We start from the raw sequence: 18,459 nt of genomic DNA, 5'->3' as shown, positions 1-18,459 counted from the left end.
CCGCACGCGGGACAGGCGCGCATGGCGTCACCTCCCTTCGTCGGCGGGCGGGCCGGGCAGGATCTCCACCCGGCACGAGACATGCACCGGACACAGGGACCGGACGACCGCCCGGACCCGGCCCTCGTCCACCTCCGGGTCGCGCCCCGGCCACACCCGGACTACTACCTCACCGGTCGGCTCCGGTGGCAGGTCGGCGCCCGCGGTGCGGGACCACACCGCCGTGCCGTCGCCGCTGACGTCGGCGTTCACCCCGAGGGTGAGCCACAGCCGCTCGACCAGCCCACGCCGGGTGCCGCGCCGCCGGTGCAGCTCCACCGCGCGGACGACCGCCTCGCGGCGCAGTTCAGCCGGCCACCCGGGGTCGTCGTCGGCGCCCACCCAGGACGCCAGCCAGGCCACGAAGTCGAGCGGCGCGATGCGCGGGTCGAGATAGGCGGGCAGATTGTCGAGGGTGGCGAACACCGGGGCGAGGACGGTGTCCAGACCGGCGGTGAAGCGCTGGGCGAAATCGTCGTCGGCGTACAGCGCGGGCAGCAGCCCGCCGATGGGGTGCCGGCTCGGCAGGCCGGGCACGGCGGCGCGGCTCATGCCCGGCCTCCCGGCTCCAGGGGCTGTACGACGACCTGGTGCTGGTACGAGAACACCAGCGCGCCCGGGGTCACGTCGATGCGGTCCGCCGGGGCGCCCCGGCGGCCCGTGACCGGGTCGGCGGGGAACAGCCGGATCTCCTCCACCAGCGCGTTGCCGGTGGCGCGTTGCAGCAGGCCGAAGATCTCGCCGTACTGCACGGGCCGCCCGAACGGCCATCCGGTGCCGTCCGGTCCGCCGTGCAGCGGATTGAGGTACCCGAAGAGCGCGGCGAGAGCCGCGTCCCGCACCCGGTCGGTCTCCCCGGGCGCCGCCGCGAGCCGGGCGACGACCGTGACGCCCTGGTAGACCGGCGGTTCCACCACCAACCGGGTCCCGATCAGCCGCCGTTCGTCCAGGCTCTCGGTGATCGTGGCGAGCACCTGGTCCGACGGGATCAGCTGCTCGAAGCGGAGCCGGTCGCCCTCGTCGGCCACCGCGTCCGGCACCACCAGCACCCGCACCGCACCCGCTTCCTGAGCGGCGGGCAGACAGCGCACCCGGCGCACCGAAGGAGCCGCTTGCCGGGCGATGATCTCGTAGTCCTCCGCCGTCACCGCCCGTTCCTGCATCCGCAGCGCGTCCGGGGCCCGCAGCTTGGCGTTGGCGACGCTCTCCCCGTCCACCCCGCCGCGCGCCGCCTCCCGGTTGGTCACCCGCGCGATGTACGGCACCGAGCTGCGCAGCACCGAGATCGCGCCCCGGGCCACATTGCCGGCCGGGCCGCCGCCGGTGCGATAGCGGGACACCCGGATCCGGGCGCCCTTCTCCGGCACCGCCCCGCACGGCCGCAGCGTGCCGTCCGGCTCGCGCAGCGCGGGCGGGAAGGTGAACTCGCCCGTGGTGGCGTCGACTTGGACATGCCGGTCGGTGGGGCCCGAGCGGCCGAAGTGCTCGACCACCTCCCAGCGCCGCCAGCCGTCGGCCGAGGAGACCTCCACCACCGGCGGCTCGCCGTCCAGGAGCACCGGCGGCCGGCCGAGCCGGAACGTCTGCCCCGGCACCCCCTCGGACGATCCGAGCGGTACGTCCGTGACCGTCTCCGCGTGCTCGACGGTGATGGTGCCGCCGACCGTGAACACCGTGGCCTCGCGCACGGTCGGGGACTCCGAGTAGAACGGCTGGCCCGGCTCCGCCTCGGTGACCCGGCAGCGCAGCCAGCCCGCCCGCGTGCCGCCGATCACCGACGCGGTGTGCCCGGCCGGGACGTACACGATCACCTCGCCGGGCCGGTTCAGACCGCCGGTGGTGTCCGAGCCGGTCTCGCACACCTGCCAGCGCACACCGTCCCACGCCTCCCACACCAGCGGCGGCTGGCGCGGGTCCACCCCGACGCCCTCCACCCGGCTGTCCAGCCGCACGGCGACGATGCACCGCGGTACCGCCGCGGGCAGCCCGAACAGCACCGCGTCCCCCGGCTCGGGAGCCGCCTGGAAGCACCGTACGTCCCGGCCCTCGGCCAGCTCACGCGTCCGGTCGGCCTGGTCGCCGGTGCGGGGCGCGGTCACCAGCCGGATCAACTCGGCGGGAACGACGCGCAGTTCGCCCGTGGTCGCGAACACCACGGGCTCCTCCGTGTCGCCGTCCGCCGTCGTCACCTCGGTCCCGGCGGGCAGTGTCACCGTGTCGGGCTGCGGTGCCGACAGCCAGAAGTCGACCTCGGCCGAGGCGGCCGACGGCGGGAACAGCCGGATGCCCAGCAGGTCGAGAAAGGCGGTGTAGTTCTTGTCCGGCACCCGGTTCAGCCGGTACAGCAGCTGGTCCACGAGATAGGCGAACGTCTCGATCAGGGTGACGCCCGGATCGGAGACGTTGTGGTCGGTCCACTCCGGGGCGCGCTGCTGCACGTACCGCTTCGCCTCGTCGACGAGTTGCTGGAACCGCCGGTCGTCCAGGTTGGGGGAGGGCAGGGCCATCAGTCCGCGACCGCTTCCTCGGCCCCCTCCTCGGAGGGGATCGTGTAGAAGGGAAACACCAGATTGCGCCGGTCGTTGGTGGAGCGCACCGTGTAGCGCACGTCGATGTAGAGGGTTCCGTCGTCCACCGCGTCGAAGGCCACCGCCACGTCGTCCACCGTGATCCGCGGCTCCCACCGCTCCAGTGCCTCCCGCACCGCCTGTGCGATCCGCCCGGCGGTGGCACCGTCGCCGGGTGCGAAGACGTAGTCGTGGATGCCGCAGCCGAACTCGGGCCGCATCGGGCGCTCGCCGGGCGCGGTGCCCAGCACCAGCCGGATCGCCTCCTCGATCTCCCGCTCCCGCTCCACCATGGCGATCCCGCCGGTCGGCCCCACCCGCAGCGGGAACGCCCAGCCGCGCCCGATGAACCGCTCGCTCATCACACCCCTCCGATCTGCACGTTCAGGGCGCCGAGCTGAACGGTCGCGCCGCACGCGGTGGTGTCGCCCATCCGGGCGGCCGGCAGCCCGCCGATGAGCACCTCGCCCGAGACGAGCGCGGCCGGGCTCGGCAGGATCACGTTGGCCGGGCCCAGGGCCGCGTGCGGGGGCATCACACAGGTGTGCAGGCTGCCCACGACGGCGGCGGGACGGCCGCCGATCAGCACACGCGCCACCGCCGCGGCGGCGCCGGGCGGCGGGGTGGCGATCACACCCCCGTGGCTGGTGGGGTCGCCGGTACGGGCTGCGGCGGGCATGCCGGGCTCCTCGAAGTCCGAAGGGGTGGTCATGGCCTCGACGGCCGTGGAAACAGCTCGGGTCGACGTCAGTTGATGCGCACGAGATCCGCCTTCAGCACACCGAGCAGACCGCCGTCGAGCGTGAGGTCCGCCTGCCCGGCGACGCTCACCGACCGGCCGCCGACCTTGACCGCGCTGGTGCCGTCGATCTCCACGCTGCCGCCCTTCACGCTGACCTTGCCGGTCGTCGCGTCGAGCGTGATGCCGTGCTCGTCCAGCCGCAGTGAGGACAGCGCCCGCCGGCCGCCGGCCGCGTACACCGTCAGCTCGATCCGGTCGTGCCGGTCGTCCAGCAGCACCTCCAGCCGCTCGTCCGCGGTGCGCAGCCGTACGCCGGACGGTCCCGGTGCGGGCGCATCCAGCAGCTCCAGCCGGTGCCCCGAACGCGACACCAAGGAACGGCGGTTGACCTTGCCGCTGGTCCCGTCGACCAGCGGCACGTCGTGCGGCGAGGGCCGGTCCACGCCGTTGTACAGACCCCCGATGACGTACGGGCGGTCCAGCAGCCCCTGTTCGAAGCCGACCAGCACCTCGTCGTTGACCTCGGGACTCACCACACCCCCGCCGCCCTTGCCGCCCCACTGCACGGTTCGCACCCAGTCGGTCACGTACGTGTCGTCCAGCCAGGGGAAGGTGAGCCGGACCCCGCCGCTCTGCGCGCCGCCCGGCTCACGCACGTCCGTCACCACGCCGATCGCCAGACCCGGCATGCGCGGCCCGCGCCCGGGTGCGTTCGCGCCGGTCACCAGGCCCGCCAGGGAACGGTCCGGGCTGGCGCTCACCCATACCGTGGTCCGGTAGCCGCCGTGCGGCTCCAGGCTGTGCTGCACCGCCGTCGCCGTGTACCGGCCGGAGAACGCCGGCCCCACATTGCCGAGCGCCACCGGCAGGCCCGCCCGCAGCCGCGGATTGCCCTCGGCCAACGCCTCCAACTCACCGAATCCGGCGCTCACTTGACCGGCGATGGCAGCGGCGGCCGCGGTGGTCTCGGCCTGCGTCCGGTACGGCGTGTCCGTCACCGTCAGTTTCGCCGACTTCCCGAACCGGGCGCCGAACTCCGGGGCCAGACCGGGCAGTACCGTGTCGCTGGTCACCGACTGCTGCCGGGCCACGAGCGGCGTCTTCGTGGTGACGTCCCAGCCGCGCACCTCCACCTGGGCCGCACCGTCCGCTCCCGACAGCGCGGCCCGCAGCGCGAGCAGATTCCGCCCGTACTCCAGCACCATCGGGCTCTGCGTGGCCGGCGTCGACGGCGCGGGCGCACCGGAGGCCTTCTCGGGCTTGGTGAACTGCAGCACCCCCTGGTCGTCCACCCGCACCAGCGCACCGCTCTCGCCCGCCAGATACTGCAGGAAGTCCCAGTCGGAGACATTGGCCTGCGACAGCTGCTGGTACGTCACCGGCGCGGCCTCCACCTTCCCGCACGGCAGCCCCGCCCCGGCGGCCACCTTGCGCACGATGGCGGCGGCCGTCATGTTGCGGTACGCCACCACCTTCCGGCCGCGCTGCAGCCGGTGCGCGACCGAGTAGGCACGTACGACGGTGAACGACCCGGTGGAGTCCCGGTCGATCTCCACGGCCGTGACCTCGCCGTTGAACAGCCGCTCGCGCGCCTGCCCGGCGACCGTCACCACCGACACCCGCAGCGGGGTGCCGAGGGTGATGCCGGTCGACCTCAGGAACTCGTGGTCGGGATCGCGGTAGGTCAGCACGGCGGTGTCCGGCAGACCCACGTTCTCGTCCACCACGCAGCTCACCAGCTGCGCTGCCCAGATCTGCGGTAGCTCACCGGGCGCCTCCACGACGGGGTCCGCCGCGAACGACCGGCCGCCGCGCGCCTCGGGTGTGGTCACCGCTCCTCCTCACCGCCCGCTTCCCCGAGCGCCGGCACCACCAGTTCGGTACCGGGTGCCAGGGCCATCGGGTCGTCGATCCCGTTCGCCTCCGCGATGACCCGCCAGGCCGTCGCGTCGCCGTACTCCCGCCACGCCAGCAGCGCGAGGCTGTCCCCGGCCACCACCGTGTGCGTGCTGCGGGCGGTGCGCGCACCGGACGTCGGGTTCTGCCCCGGCGGGTCGACGCTCGCCTCCTCCACCGACAGCGCACAGGTCGCCCGCAGCGGCTTGCCGTCCACGTCGAACAGCGTGTACGTCACCGACAGGCTCGACAGCACCCCGTCGAACGACGTCGTCCGGGCCGTACCCCACTCGAACCGCACCCACGGACTGGCCGGCTTCTTCCGCGCGAGGCTCGCCGGACTCGGCACACACGCCTTCATCAGCGTCTCCACGGCCTGCTCGACCGAATTGTCATGCGTCGACGTCGCGTCGAGGAAGACCTCAAGACTGAGCTCCCGAGGCCCGCTGCCCACGAACTCCGGCAGCGCCGACTGCCCGGCCATCCGCGACGGGGTGCGCCGCCACTCGGTGGTCTTGCGCAGCTGGAGGGTGTTCGGATTGAACTGCAGAGCCAGCCGCGCGATCGTCCCACCGGGCTTCGCGCCCACCGCCGCCGGAGGTTCCTTCAGGGTCAGCTGCGCCCTGGCCCGGCTGGTGCGCACAGTGGTCATCAGGAGGGCCTCAGTCCCTCATGCGCGATCTCCAGCGTCTCCACGGCGGCTTGCGAGGACGAGGGATCGAACGACGGCCCCTGCCAGCGCACCGGCACGATGCCGAGCACCTGCCAGCTGATGATCCGGCTCAGATCCGGCCTCAGCGCCACGATCTCCCCGTCCTTCGGTTCCACCCGGCGCAGCGTCTGGTCGAGCCAGCGCCCGATCTTCGCCGTGTCGGCGGTGACCGGCCGGGTGAACGTGATGTTCGACCAGGTCACCCGGCCGGGCAACTGCCAGGTGAAGCCGTTGTTGCCGCCCTCGGCATAGGTCTCCATCTCCACCTCCGCCCCCATCCCGGAGCAGGTGTGGAAGGCACCCAGGTCGTTGCCGCCGATCGCGAGCCGGAAGAACACGCTCGTCGCGAAGATGTTGTCCGTCATCCCTTGGCCATCCGTTCCCTGTTCCTCAGCGCCGTCCGTCGTACGGCCGGCCCGCACGTTCCCGGCCCCTGCGCAGATCGGCCCGCAGCAGCCGGGCCAGCGGATCCAGCAGCCGCCGCGCCAGCTCGTCCAGATCGATCCCGGGGTCCTGGGGCGCTCCGGCCGACCGGACCGTGTCCTTGCCCGGGGCCTTCCCTGCCGCCCCCGGTGGCTTGTCGGGCGTCCGCTGCACCGGCCTCGGGGGCACGGCGGTCACCGGCACACCGGGGGGAACACCACCGGCGCCGGCCACGTCCCGCTGGACGACGGGTCTCGCCGGGGCGGGGGCGGTGCCGGTACGCATCCCGGCCGTCGCACGGGCGGCGCGGACCACGGGCACGGACGGGCCGGTCTGCCAGGCCGTGCTCGCCGGGCGCTCCTGCATCGGCGGCGCCTGCGGATCGGTCACCGGCAGTGCCTGCGGCCTGATGGGTGTGGCCCGCTGGACGGGGGGATTCGGGCGTACGACGGGGACAGCGCGGCGAGGTTGCGCAGAACTCGGACTGTGCGAGGGCGAGTCGTACGTCGTCGACGCCGGCGGGGAGACGCTGCTTCGCTGCACATAGGGAGCGGACGACGTTGGTGCCGGTGCCGGTGCCGGTGCCGCTGTCAGTGCTGGTGCTGGTGCTGGTGCTGGTGCTGGTGGCGGTGGCGAGTTCGGGTCGCGTCGCCAGGAGGCGGCCACGACCGGACGCTCGGTGGAGCGGACCGTGGCAGGAGACGCAACGCCCTCCGGTACACGGGTGTTGACCGTGAGCCGGCGGGCGGGGAGCAGGGAAAGACTGCGGTGCGCCGGCCGACGCGGTCGCGTGAGGGGGTGTACGCCGATCACACCTGAGGGCTGGTCGCCGGTGGTGCCCGGGGGTCGGCCGGGGACGGGGACGCGGGCGGGGGAGTGGACGGGCGCGCCGACGGCCCGGGCGACGACGACCGGAATGGCTCCGCCGGATTGCGTCCGTGCCGGTGCCGCCGATCCGCTCGCGGAGGCGGGCACAGCCCTCGCCGCTGTGCCGGCCGGCGTCGTAGGCCCGTCCGTGGAGGCCGCTCGGGCCTCCGGCGCGGGTCCGGCGGAGGGCGCTGACCGAGCCACCAGGGGTGTGGCGGGAGTCGGGGCGGCGGACGGAGCCGAGGCTGAAGTTGACTGTGGGGTAACGGAGCTGACGTCTGGCTTGCTGAATTCGGTGTCCATTGCGCCCAGCAGCGGGGAGGTGGCCGCGGGGGACTCGGGAGTGCTTGCGGCGGTCCGGTCCGGGCGCGCGGGGGTGCGCTGGAGGTGCGGAGCGGGCGGATCGGCCGGGATGTGCGGCCGGCCACCGGGGCGGGCAGGGCGCGGGACGTCCGCTGTCGGTGGCATCGCGGGCAGCGGTGCCCCCAGGCCGCCACGGGCCCGGGCGCCTGACGGACGGGGTCCTGACGGACGGCCGTCGGATGGGCGGTCGTCGGACGGGTGGTCGTCGGACGGGCGGGGCGGGGCGGCACGGCGAGCCGGCTCGGGTCCGGTCGGTGCGGCGGCCGGCCTCTCCTCGCTCCTGGGCGTCGCGAGGCCGCTGCCGTACGAGCCCGGAGCGGAAGCGGAGATGGTGTCCACGTGGCGCTGCACGATCGGCAGTGCCGGTCCGGGAGCCGGGTGTGGGACGTTCTCAGGTCGTGTCGCATCCGGTGTATGGGAGGGCAAGGGGCGGGCGCTGGAGGGGAGTTCGGGCAGGGGCGCGCCCAGTGGTGGCCGGGTGCCGGGTCGTGCGGGGGCGGCGGCGTGCCGCGCAGCGGGTGTGGGTGCAGGAGCCTCACTGGTGACGCCGATGGATGCCGCGTGCTTGCCCGCGGCAGGGGGAGGGGGTGCCTCGGTGGGCGGAGCAGCGGGCCGTAGCGCGGTGATCCGTCGTACCGGCGTGGCCATGCGCCGGGCCACGGTCAGCGAGGGGCCGACGGCCACCGGGCGCACGGGGCCGTCCGCCGACCGCTCCCGCCGCGCGGAGTCTTTGGCCTGCGCTGCGGTACGGCGGCCGGCCGGAGCCCCGGGTTCAGCGGAGCCGCCCGATGTGTCCGGCACCACGGCAATGCGCCGCACCACGGGAATCTCCGGCCCCCGTGCCGGGCGGCCGGGATCGGCGGGCCGGACCGGACGGGCGGCGTCGCCCTCGGCCCCGGCCCGCTGAACCGGCGTCCTTGGCGCGGCCGTCGGCACGAGGGGATCCGTGGTCACGAGCGCACGGCTGGGCGCGGACGCGGTCACCGAGCGCTGGACGGACGGGATGCCGGCCGCGGCGGGAGAACGCCCGGATCTGTGTGACGGAGCCGAAGTCCGCTTACGTGCCGCCTCGTCGTCTCCCCTGTCTCCCTTGTTCCCCTTGCTGCCCTTGTCGCCCGCAGGGCTCTCCGCGGAGGCAGGGGCCGGACGGTCGGGCACGGCCGGGATTTCGCCCTCCTCGGCATCCGTCCGCAGCGCCCGCAACAGCAGCGGTCCGCCGTCGGCGTACGTGCCACCTGCTACGGCGCGCCCGGTGACGCCATGGATCAGGCCCACCGGCGCGGACGGCAGCAGTGCGTGCCCGAGGCCGGCATCGAAGGAGGGGTTCTGCCAGGACGCGAGGCCCGCGCGGAAGGTGAGGCCGTCGCTCACGCCGAGCGGGGCGCGGGCCACGGTCAGCGTCGGCGGCGCGGTGCGGCGCCAGCCGCCGTCCCAGTCGCCGGGCACGGACAAGGACATACCCGCCGTGCCCGGCACCGACGATTCCGCGCTGGAACCCGTGGAGGCGACCGCACCGGAAGCGGACGTACCCGCGGGAGAGCCGGGCGCGGGGGTCCGCGCCGGGGCCCGGCGGCGCAGCCTGTCCCGCCATGCCATGTGCTCAACCACCTTCGTTCACACGGGTGTTGATACGGGCGATCTCGGTCACCCACTGGCGCCGTTCGGCGTGGGTGAGGTCGAGGATCTCCTCGCGCTGCCAGTGGAAGTGGTAGGCGATGTACGCGATCTCCTCCCGCAGCCGGGGGAGTGCGTACGTCACGATTCCCCCAGGCGCCCACCCGAGAGGTCGACCTCGAAGGCGCCCTCGCAGTGCGGGCAGGTCACCGCAGCGCGGGTGTGCCCCTCGCTGTTGACGCGGCGGTAGAAGTCCTGGAGGAACGCGACGTCGGTGGCGTACATCCGCTCCACGATCCCCGCGTGCACATCCGTGATGGTGCCCAGCCGGGTGATCACCTGGCTCAGCAGCACCACGCTCAGATACGCCGGGTTCTCCTTGACCCGCAGATCGATCTGGGGCCGCAGTTCGTCCCGGGCGGTGGCCAGGCGCATCGCGCCGTGCCGGTGCAGGGTGCCCGCCTCGTCCACGTACCCGCGCGGCAGCTCGAACTCGAACTCCGTGCGCAGCCCGTGGTCCTGCGGTGGCGTGGGGCCGGGGGCCGGTGCCGGAGGCTGAGCCTGGGGCTGGTCGGCTGCCTGAGCGGGCGACGTCACCTCCAGGAGCTCCTCCAGGTTGCCGGCCGTGACGGTACGGCGCCTCATTCGACGACGATCTCCTCGAACACGATCGTGACGGTCTCGGTGGCGGGCGAGGACTCGCCGGCCTTGAGGGAGGGGCCCTCCCACTTGGAGGCCCAGCCGTTCATCAGCTGGATACGGCGGACCGTGTCGCCCTTGGTGTCCTTGATCTCGATCGTCAGGTTCTGCCGGGCGGTGTCGACGGCACCGTTGTTGAGTGTCTCCTTGATCCACTTGGTGAACTCACTGCTCTTGTCGAGTCCCCGTGTGATCGTGATCTCGCCGGCCTGCCGTGCCCCGGGCTGCTTCCGGATGATCTGCTTGCCCGTCGACGTGACCTGCTTGACCTCGACGACCTCCTCCTCGACGGAGAACCCGCTGATCTCCTGGATCGACTCGACCATGTACCCGCCGAGCTGCACACCGAAGACGTGTGTGGAAAGAGCATCGCCCTCTGCCATGACTGCCTGTCACCTTTCCTTGTCCGACCCGCGGGTCACTCGTCGATGAGGCTGGTGCTGTCGGAGAACTGGGCCAGCCGGAACACCACGAACTCGGCGGGCTTGACGGGGGAGACACCGATCTCGCAGACGACCCGGCCCTGGTCGATGGACGTCTGCGGGTTGTTGTCGCGGTCGCACTTGACGTAGAACGCCTCGTCGGCGGTGCGGCCGAAGAGCGCGCCCCGGCGCCATTCCTCGGTGAGGAACGCGGTGACGTTGCGTCGGATGCTCGACCACAGCCGGTCGTCGTTCGGCTCGAAGACCACCCACTGGGTGCCCAACAGGATGGATTCCTCAAGGTAGTTGAAGAGGCGGCGCACGTTCAGATAACGCCAGGCCGGGTCGGAGGACAGGGTGCGGGCGCCCCAGATCCGGATGCCCCGGCCGGGGAAGGCGCGGACACAGTTCACGCCGATCGGGTTGAGGAGGTCCTGCTCACCCTTGCTGAGCCGGATGTCCAGGTCCACCGCGCCCCGGATCACCTCGTTGGCGGGCGCCTTGTGCACCCCGCGCTCGGCGTCGCTGCGCGCCCACACGCCCGCGATGTGACCGCTCGGCGGAACAGTGGTGTTGCGGCCCGCCGCCGGGTCGAAGACCCGCACCCACGGGTAGTAGAGGGTGGCGTACCGGGAGTCGTAGCCCGCCTCCTCGTTGCGCCAGTGGCGCACCTGCTGGGCGGTGAGGCCGGGCGGGGTGTCCAGGACCGCGACCCGGTCACCCATCTGCTCGCAGTGCGAGATGACCGCGAGCTGGACGGTGCGCACGCCCTCGGCGTCGATGTCGCCGCGCTGGTAGGCGCCCATCAGGTCGGGCACCGCGACCATGGTGATCTCGTCGATGGCCTCCAGCCCGGCGAACCCGGTGCGAGCGGCGGCGTCGCCGACGTACTCGGCCGGGTCGAGCCGGTTCGCCGCGCCGGAGCCGGGCACGGCGGGCGCGGCCGGCGCGTCGGGCACGGCCACCGTCTGGCTCGCCGGGCGGGTCTGGCCGGCGTCGCGCTGCTCGGTGACCTCGATCAGCTTGGAGGTGCGCAGCTGGCTGACCACATAGCCCTTGACGTTCTTGCGGGTGGAGACGTCGTATGTCTCGACGACCTGCTCGCCCTGGCGGACCAGCAGCTTGAAGCGGTCCTCGGGCGGGTTCTCGCCGTCGGCGTCGGCGATCTCCACCGACAGGCCGGACATGCCGGGCCGGGCCGTGATCTGGAACCCGCCGAGCGCGATCGGCTCGGCCGTCCGCACCTCACGGGAGCCCCGGCCGCCCTCCGACGTGCCCTCGGCGGAGGCGCCGATGCGCACCACGTAGGCCGCGCCGCCGCCGTTGGAGAAGTAGCCGTAGACGGCGTGCGCGAGGTAGGTGCCCTCGGTGAAGCCGCCGAACAGCTGGGTGTACTGGTCCCAGTTGGTGACCAGGGTCGGTTCGTGGAAGGGCCCGCGCTGGGCGAACCCGACGAACGCGGCGACGGCGGTGCCGACCCCTTCGATGGGGCGGGCACCGGACTGCACCTCCTCCACGTACACGCCCGGGGTGAGGTACGTCGGCATGCTCGCTCCTTCACGTTCCATCGGGTCACCTGCGTCGATGCCGAGTCTCCGAGGCGGGTCCGGCTCACGGACAGGTGCGTGGGTACCTTGCCGGGGGCAACCGCGCTGCCTTTTCAGGCGCCGAGGACGTCCGCCAGATACGGCCCGAACTCGCTCTCCAGTACCAGCCGGCCGAGCTTGCGGTACTCCTGCACCACTGCCGACACCAACTGCCGCATGGTGAGCGGTCCTTCGGCCTCCGCCGCGAGATAGGCGGCGGTCACCGCGCACGCCCGGATGGAGCCGCCGGCCAGTTCGAAACGGTCCGCGCAGAAGCGGAGGTCGAGGTCGGCGGCGCGCGGCAGCCGCTCGCCCAGGCAGCGTTCCCACAGGGCGAGGCGCTGGGCCGCGTCGGGCACGGGGAACTCGGCCACCACGTCGAGTCTGCGGGTGAACGCCTCGTCCAGGTTGGCCCGCAGGTTCGTGGTCAGGACGGCGATCCCGTCGAAGGACTCCATGCGCTGGAGCAGATACGCCGACTCGATGTTGGCGTGCCGGTCGTGGGCGTCCTTGACCTCCGAGCGCTTGCCGAAGATCGCGTCGGCCTCGTCGAAGAGGAGCACCGCGTTGACGGCGGACGCCTCGGTGAAGATCCGTTCCAGGTTCTTCTCGGTCTCGCCCACGTACTTGTCCACGACCGTGGACAGATCCACCACGTACAGGTCCATGCCGAGGTCGGCGGCGACCACCTCGGCGGACATGGTCTTGCCGGTGCCCGACTCGCCCGCGAACAGCGCGATCACCCCGCGCCCCCGGCCGCCGCCCGGTCGCATCCGCCACTGCCCGAGTACCTGATCGCGATGGCGCGCGCGTACGGCCAGCTCGCGCAGCCTGCGCCGGGTCGGTGAGGGCAGCACCAGATCGTCCCAGCCGACGTCCGGCTCCACCCTGCGCGCCAGCCGCGCAAGCCCCGCCCCGTTCTGCGCCTGTACGGCCGCGCGCAGATCACCCGGGGAGACCGGACGCCCCGCGAGCCCCGCGCTGCGCACGGCGGCACTGGCGGCGCGCCGAAGTTGCCCGCCGTCGAGACGATGCGCGGCGACCGCCCGGGCCAGCGCATCGGCATCGCCAGCCGTGGGGGTGCCGGTCGAGGAAAGCGCCTCGCCGTCCGCGGAGGCCTCGGCCGGCGGCGGCGTGTCGCCCTTCATGCAGGCTTCGGTCAGCGGGAGGGCGTCGGCGTCCGGGGAGTCACGGATCGGGGGAGCTGTCCGACCGTCCGGGGAGTCGCGAGCCGGGGGAAGTGCCTCGCCGTCCGCGCAGGCCTCGGTCTGGGGGAGTGTGTCGCCGTTCATGGGGGCTTCGGTCAGGGGAAGCGTGATGCTGTCCACCGGTGTCCCCGGCAGGGGAAGCGTGGCGCCGGTCGCGGAGGTGTCGGCGCCGGCCAGGGCGAGGGCGTGGCGCCAGCGCGCGGCCTGTCGTGCGGGGGAGGGCGGGTTGACCGGCAGCACGATCGGGGTGTCGGCCGCCCATGACGGGTCCCAGCCGTCCGTGCCGTGGGTGAACAGGGGGATGTCGCGCAGCGCCGCGCACAACTCGCTTGCGCTGCGGGCCCGTTCGGCGGGCGTGGACGGCAGGTCCTCCAGCGGGCCGAGGATGACGCCCGCACCGGTGAGCCGGGCCTCCAGCGCCGCGACCCGGGCGAGCACGGGCAGGTCGGCGGGGCGCCGGGCGAGTGCCGCCGTGTCCAGGACCAGCGTGCCGAGTCCGGCCGCGCGCAGCGCCGTGGCGGCCAGTCCCGGCGCGTCCCCGCCCCGGTCCAGCAGGTGCACCAGGCCCGGCCCGGACCGGACCGCGCGGGCTGCTCGCCGGACCTCGTCCGGCTCCGCCGTCGGGTCCGCCACGGCCGTGCCGAGGACTCCGGCGAGCCGGGCGTCGGGCGCGGTGTCGCCCAGCAGATGTCCGGTGACCCGGTCCGGGACCGCCAACACCCTTGACAGCGGCGGGCGTTCGGGCTCGGTGACCTCCAGCAGGCCGCCCGCGACCAGCGGCGCCCCGGGCGAGAACCGGAACCGGGCCGCCGACGCCGGCCCGAGCCCGTACAGCTCCAGCGCCAGCCCGACCGTCGGCCGACGGCGGGTCAGATCGTCGTTGAGATAGCCGTAGAGCCGCTCGAAGCGGGCGTCCAGATCCGGGGCCAGGGCGATCAGCAGCAGGTCCGTGTCGAGCGGCGCCAGGCCGAACCGCTCGGCCAGGATGCCGAGCGGGGAACCGGGCGGCGGGGGCTGCGGGTCGTAGCCCGGTACGTCGAGTCCGCCCGGCCCGTCCAGGATCCGCTGGGCCGCCTCCGGGGTGAGGTACTGCCCCCGGTACGGATCGTCGGGGTCGGGATCGACGGCGCGCCGGGCCGCCACCGCGTACCGGACCCGCTCCTCGACCAGGCGCAGCCGTGCCCACAGCGGGTCCGCGCCGATGTCCCTGACCGTCTCCTCCAGGTACGTCACGGCTGGCGGCCTCCGCGGCGGCGGCGCGCGGGGGCCGGCCGCCGCTCGCGCGGACCGGCGAACCCCTCCTCGGGCCCCGGGTCGCTCACCCCGTCGTATCGCAGCCGGCGCCCCGGCACCGGAGCCCCGTCCCCACCGTCCCGCCGTCCCTGCGCGGAACGCACCACGAGCCCCTCGGTGACCGGCGGCGCGGCGGCCCTGCTCGTCCCGGCGAGGGGCGCGCGCACCCGTACGCCGAGGGACGCCTTCAGCTCGCCGCCGAGTGCCGACCACACGTCGGAGGCGGCGGGCGCGTCCAGCGTGGCTCCCGCGGTGTCCAGGGACACGGTCAGGCCCAGTTCGGCGAGCGAGCCCGTGAGATGCCGGTCCGGCAGCGCGTCGGCGGCCGCCAGCAGGGCCAGCACCTGCGACAGCAGCCGGTGTTCGTCCTGCGGACGGCTCGCCCACGCCGTGACCAGGTACGTCAGCTCGTACCAGCGCGGTGGGGTGCGCCGCGCCACCACATACCCGTCCGCGTCGTACACCTCCCCGGCGCCGCTGCCGCGCCGGGTCGCGTCCTCCCGGATGTCGTACAGGAACACGCAGACGGTGGGGGCGGTCCGGCGGGCCGCCCAGTCGCGGGTCGGCGCGTCGAAGACGATCTCGACCCCGGACGCCGCCAGCCCGGACTCGCCGAGCAGGCCGCGCAGCGCCTCGTCGACCTCGTGGATCACCGGCGGGTCACCTCGTCGGGCGGCTGCACACTGCCGTTCACCACCAGGAAGCCGGTCTTCACCGGGGAGAAGCCGGGGCCGCGCGCGGTGATGGTGCGCGGACCCGTCTGGTCCTTGGCGAGGATCAGCAGCTGCCCGATGAACGTGCCGTCCGGCTCGGGCACGGTCGGCGCGGCGGCCGCGGTGATCCCCGGCTGCCAGGTGAACCGCACCGGCACGCCCGGCGGGAAGTCCTTGCCGCGCACCGAGGTGACGAAGCCGGGCTTGCCGATCGGCGGCACGGCGACGATCTTCGGCTGGAGGATCCGCAGCGTGGTGCGCGTCCGGTTGTCGGTCGGGTCGGCGTCCGTACCGGTCGTGGTCAGCACGCCGGTGGCCCGGCCGGTCGTGGCGTGGTCGGGGGCGAGGACCACCCGGACGACCGTGCTGTCCCCCGGCGCCAGGTCCGGCAGCGCGCACACCCAGCCGCTGTCGCACCCCGCCGGCGGCCCGCCGTCCGGGATCCCGGCGGGCAGCCCGATCCGCAGCCGCAGCCCGGTGGCCAGCGCGTTGCGGCCGTTGCGCACGGTGTACGTCAGCACGACCCGGCCCCCGACATAGCCCGGGTTCGGCTGGGCGGTGACCCGGACCCCGGGGCCGGCCTTCGGTGCCGGCGGTGTGGGAGGCGGTGTGGGTGCCGGAGGGGTCGGGGACGGGCTGGGGGCCGGCGGGGCGGCCTTGTGCACCGGTACGACGGTCCGCGCCGCGTTGTCGCCGGGCCGCGGGTCGATGACGCTGCCGGTGACCGACCAGTCCACGGGCTGCTCGCCGGCGGTGCGCCCGGTCACGGTCACGGTCACCGGCACGGTCGTACCGGGCGGCACCACACCGAGGTCGCACTGGAGGGAGGCCGCGTCACAGGTGCCGCCGGGCCGGCGGATCCGGGTGACGGAGACACCGGCCGGCGGGGCGACGGTCAGCCGGGTGCCGGGGGAGGCGGCCGGGCCGTTGTTGACGACGTCGACGCGGATGTCCGTGGAGCGGCCGACGGTGACCGCGGGCACCGTACCCGGCGCGTGCACGGCCAAGTCGACCGACTGCTGGACGCTGGGCTCCTTCTGACGTCCCGGCAGCTCCAGGGTGAGCGGCGTCAGGTGACCGGTCGTGATGTTCAACAGGTGGAGTTTCTCAGGACAGTTGGGCGGAGTGTCGGTGCGGGAGCTGTAGACGATCCCGTTGCCGTCCGCCGTCCAGGCCGCGTCGCGCGGCTGGTGCGGGCCGGTGCCGGAGGTGTCGGGCAGCTGCTGGTGGCAGGCGTCCTCGGTGGAGTGGGCCGACTCGGGCAGCAGCACCCGGCAGCCGGCGCCGGACACGGAGGTGAGCAGGAGCCCGTTGCGCTCGTTGACACGGCCGCCGCCGTCCTTGCGGTTGAAGGCGATCCGGCGTCCGTCCGGGGAGAACGCGGGACTGTCGTCGATGACCGTGCAGTCGCCGGGGCAGATCCGCGCACTCAGGTCGCGCTGCTGGTCGAGGGCGTCGACCGGCACGGTCCAGATGTGCTTGTTGCCGCCGCCCCCGCCGATCGTCATGTTCCGGGTGAACGCGAGCGTGGTGCCGTCGGAGGACCAGGTGGGCTGGGCGTCGCCGCCCGTCTGCTGTCCCGCCGGCGGGACGATCTCGTGGACAATCGCCCCGGTCGTCGCGTCGGCGACGAGGATACGGCCCGGTCCGGACGCGGATCCGACACCGCCCGGCGAAGTCCGGGTGAAAGCAAGGTACTTGCCGTCCGGTGAGAACGTCGGGTCGGTGTCCCAGTCCTTCGGCCCGCGCCCGGCCAGCGGCATCGGCGCGGGGTTCGAGCCGTCGGCGTCCACCGTCCAGATCCGCTCGATCCTGTTGTCCGGGCTGCCCTCGAACCGGGTCACCACGATGCGGCGGCCGTCCGGTGTGTAGTTCTGCCGCTCGGTCCACGGGTCGTATCCGGACGCCGGGTTGAACAGCGGATCCTTGGCCGGATCGGTGTTGGTGTCGGCCGCCGGGTCCTCGTTCAGGAGGGTCAGGCCGAGGTCGCGCGGGTCGGCGCCGTCCGTCCGGACGTCCTGGAGGGTCACCACGTGCGGACCGTGCACGCCGTTCGGCGGGTCGGGGACCTTCGCCGTGGTGCGGTCCACCACGACGTAACCGCCGTTCTGCGGGCCGACCCAGGTCGGCGTGCCGACCGCGCGGTCCTCCATGAGCACCAACTGGGGGTCCTGTGCGCGGTTGTCCACCCGGTACACATGGTCCCAGTCGCCCTCGCAGCCACAGCTGCGGTCGGGGCTGAGGAACAGCACGCCCTCCCCATCGGGCATCCAGGCTGCCCCATGGGTCCGCCAGTAGATCGAGGTTTTGGTGAGCAGCACCTGGTCCCCGGCCGGCCCGCCGGTCACCCGCAGCCGCGGGCCCGTCGAGGAGTCCGAGGTGTAGGTGTACGCGATCAGGTCCCGGTGCGCCGCGTCGTTCACCGGATTCCAGACCGGCTCCGTCGCCTTGCCGACCACGGTGGTGAGCCGGGTCGCGGTGCCCCCGGCCAGTGGCTGCTCATAGATCTGGAACCCGAGCACCGCGTTGCTGTCGCTGGAGTACGCCAGGCGCTGCCCGTCCGGTGACACGGTCGGGCTCTCCTCGTCGTACGGCGTGTCGGTCAGCCGGGTCAGCCCGGTGCCGTCGGTGCGCACCAGCCACAGGTCGCGCTGCTTCTTGCCGCTCGGGCCGCCGGGTTCCGCCGAGTCGAACACCACGGCCTGGCCGTCGGGGGTCAGCCGGGGATGCGCCGCGTCCCGGCCGCTGGTCAGCTTGCGCACCGAGCCGTCGGGGGCGCGCAGGTAGATCTGCGGGTTCTTGGAGTCGCGGCGGCTCGCGAACACCATCGTGTCGCCGAGCGCCGACGGCTCGACGTCGTAGTGCGCCGGACCCGCGCCGAACAGCGGCTCGCTGGACTTGGTGCCGACCACCCTGCCGAGACTGCGGTGCCCGGTGCCGGCGTAGGCGATGCGGGTGGCGGCGTCGGCGGCCGCCTGCGGCCGGGCCTCGGCTCTGTCCGGCCCGGCGGCCGCCGTCACCGCGAGCAGCGGGACCAGCAGGAGCAGCGACGCACCGAATCTCCCCAGCCGGCGCTCCCCGCCGGGGCCAGCGCTGCCGTTCACGGTCCACCTCGCAGTCTTGGGACACCAGGGTGTGCCCCGCCACTGTGCGCCCGCGCGCGCGTCACACGGGAGGGCGACGGGGCCGTGCCCGGGGGAAGCGGGGGCTGCGCTTTCGGGCAGCGGCCGGGTGCGGGGTGCGCTGGGACGGGGCCTGGGCGGGCGTGGGTCGGTGTCCGGGTGCCGGGTGTGCTGCGGGCGGGGCTGCCCGCAG

General features: G+C 73.8%; 15 protein-coding genes. All 15 read right to left on the bottom strand.

Features of this window, described 5'->3' with window-relative positions:
• Positions 1–27: 27 nt before the first annotated feature.
• Entirely contained in the window at positions 28–591 is a 564-nt protein-coding gene (locus LE548_RS01885) for a phage tail protein (RefSeq protein WP_225094790.1), read from the bottom strand.
• On the bottom strand, positions 588–2,546 hold the full coding sequence (locus LE548_RS01880; protein WP_225094789.1) for a putative baseplate assembly protein: 1,959 nt from the start codon (positions 2,544–2,546) through the stop codon (positions 588–590). Before LE548_RS01880 ends, LE548_RS01885 begins: the two co-directional genes overlap by 4 nt.
• Entirely contained in the window at positions 2,546–2,968 is a 423-nt protein-coding gene (locus LE548_RS01875) for a GPW/gp25 family protein (protein ID WP_225094788.1), read from the bottom strand. Before LE548_RS01875 ends, LE548_RS01880 begins: the two co-directional genes overlap by 1 nt.
• The gene (locus tag LE548_RS01870; protein ID WP_225094965.1) at positions 2,968–3,285 is read right to left on the bottom strand and encodes a PAAR domain-containing protein; all 318 of its coding nucleotides are present in this window, start codon (positions 3,283–3,285) and stop codon (positions 2,968–2,970) included. The genes LE548_RS01875 and LE548_RS01870 overlap by 1 nt, the downstream gene beginning before the upstream one ends.
• A gap of 68 nt (positions 3,286–3,353) precedes the next feature.
• Positions 3,354–5,180 (bottom strand): VgrG-related protein, encoded by a 1,827-nt coding sequence (locus tag LE548_RS01865; protein ID WP_225094787.1) that lies wholly within the window; start codon positions 5,178–5,180, stop codon positions 3,354–3,356.
• Entirely contained in the window at positions 5,177–5,896 is a 720-nt protein-coding gene (locus tag LE548_RS01860; RefSeq protein ID WP_374116001.1) for a LysM peptidoglycan-binding domain-containing protein, read from the bottom strand. The genes LE548_RS01865 and LE548_RS01860 overlap by 4 nt, the downstream gene beginning before the upstream one ends.
• Entirely contained in the window at positions 5,896–6,321 is a 426-nt protein-coding gene (locus tag LE548_RS01855) for a phage tail protein (protein WP_225094786.1), read from the bottom strand. Before LE548_RS01855 ends, LE548_RS01860 begins: the two co-directional genes overlap by 1 nt.
• A 25-nt stretch (positions 6,322–6,346) precedes the next feature.
• Complete coding sequence (locus LE548_RS01850; RefSeq protein WP_225094785.1) at positions 6,347–6,769, bottom strand: hypothetical protein; 423 nt, start codon at positions 6,767–6,769, stop codon at positions 6,347–6,349.
• Between the two features lie 2,440 nt (positions 6,770–9,209).
• Entirely contained in the window at positions 9,210–9,368 is a 159-nt protein-coding gene (locus tag LE548_RS01845) for a DUF6760 family protein (RefSeq protein WP_177235491.1), read from the bottom strand.
• Positions 9,365–9,868 (bottom strand): hypothetical protein, encoded by a 504-nt coding sequence (locus tag LE548_RS01840; RefSeq protein ID WP_225094784.1) that lies wholly within the window; start codon positions 9,866–9,868, stop codon positions 9,365–9,367. Before LE548_RS01840 ends, LE548_RS01845 begins: the two co-directional genes overlap by 4 nt.
• On the bottom strand, positions 9,865–10,305 hold the full coding sequence (locus LE548_RS01835; RefSeq protein WP_067043798.1) for a phage tail protein: 441 nt from the start codon (positions 10,303–10,305) through the stop codon (positions 9,865–9,867). The genes LE548_RS01840 and LE548_RS01835 overlap by 4 nt, the downstream gene beginning before the upstream one ends.
• Positions 10,306–10,340: 35 nt before the next feature.
• Complete coding sequence (locus LE548_RS01830; protein ID WP_225094783.1) at positions 10,341–11,891, bottom strand: phage tail sheath family protein; 1,551 nt, start codon at positions 11,889–11,891, stop codon at positions 10,341–10,343.
• 113 nt (positions 11,892–12,004) lie between these two features.
• Entirely contained in the window at positions 12,005–14,371 is a 2,367-nt protein-coding gene (locus LE548_RS01825; RefSeq protein ID WP_225094782.1) for an ATP-binding protein, read from the bottom strand.
• The gene (locus tag LE548_RS01820) at positions 14,368–15,084 is read right to left on the bottom strand and encodes a DUF4255 domain-containing protein (protein ID WP_225094781.1); all 717 of its coding nucleotides are present in this window, start codon (positions 15,082–15,084) and stop codon (positions 14,368–14,370) included. The genes LE548_RS01825 and LE548_RS01820 overlap by 4 nt, the downstream gene beginning before the upstream one ends.
• Positions 15,081–18,248, bottom strand: coding sequence for a DUF11 domain-containing protein (locus LE548_RS01815; protein WP_225094780.1), 3,168 nt, complete (start codon positions 18,246–18,248; stop codon positions 15,081–15,083). The genes LE548_RS01820 and LE548_RS01815 overlap by 4 nt, the downstream gene beginning before the upstream one ends.
• Positions 18,249–18,459: the final 211 nt, after the last annotated feature.

The sequence above is a fragment of the Streptomyces sp. CoH27 genome, assembly GCF_020181035.1.
In the GTDB taxonomy this organism is placed as follows: domain Bacteria; phylum Actinomycetota; class Actinomycetes; order Streptomycetales; family Streptomycetaceae; genus Streptomyces; species Streptomyces camelliae.
The sequence above is the reverse complement of the archived record's forward strand: the minus strand, read 5'-3'. Positions and strand labels throughout refer to the sequence as shown.

Bases quoted from the DNA above. Each gene is read 5' to 3' on its own strand.
- LE548_RS01885 (WP_225094790.1), bottom strand. From the start codon at position 591: ATGAGCCGCGCCGCCGTGCCCGGCCTGCCGAGCCGGCACCCCATCGGC.
- LE548_RS01880 (WP_225094789.1), bottom strand. From the start codon at position 2,546: ATGGCCCTGCCCTCCCCCAACCTGGACGACCGGCGGTTCCAGCAACTC.
- LE548_RS01875 (WP_225094788.1), bottom strand. From the start codon at position 2,968: ATGAGCGAGCGGTTCATCGGGCGCGGCTGGGCGTTCCCGCTGCGGGTG.
- LE548_RS01870 (WP_225094965.1), bottom strand. From the start codon at position 3,285: ATGCCCGCCGCAGCCCGTACCGGCGACCCCACCAGCCACGGGGGTGTG.
- LE548_RS01860 (WP_374116001.1), bottom strand. From the start codon at position 5,896: ATGACCACTGTGCGCACCAGCCGGGCCAGGGCGCAGCTGACCCTGAAG.
- LE548_RS01855 (WP_225094786.1), bottom strand. From the start codon at position 6,321: ATGACGGACAACATCTTCGCGACGAGCGTGTTCTTCCGGCTCGCGATC.
- LE548_RS01840 (WP_225094784.1), bottom strand. From the start codon at position 9,868: ATGAGGCGCCGTACCGTCACGGCCGGCAACCTGGAGGAGCTCCTGGAG.
- LE548_RS01835 (WP_067043798.1), bottom strand. From the start codon at position 10,305: ATGGCAGAGGGCGATGCTCTTTCCACACACGTCTTCGGTGTGCAGCTC.
- LE548_RS01830 (WP_225094783.1), bottom strand. From the start codon at position 11,891: ATGCCGACGTACCTCACCCCGGGCGTGTACGTGGAGGAGGTGCAGTCC.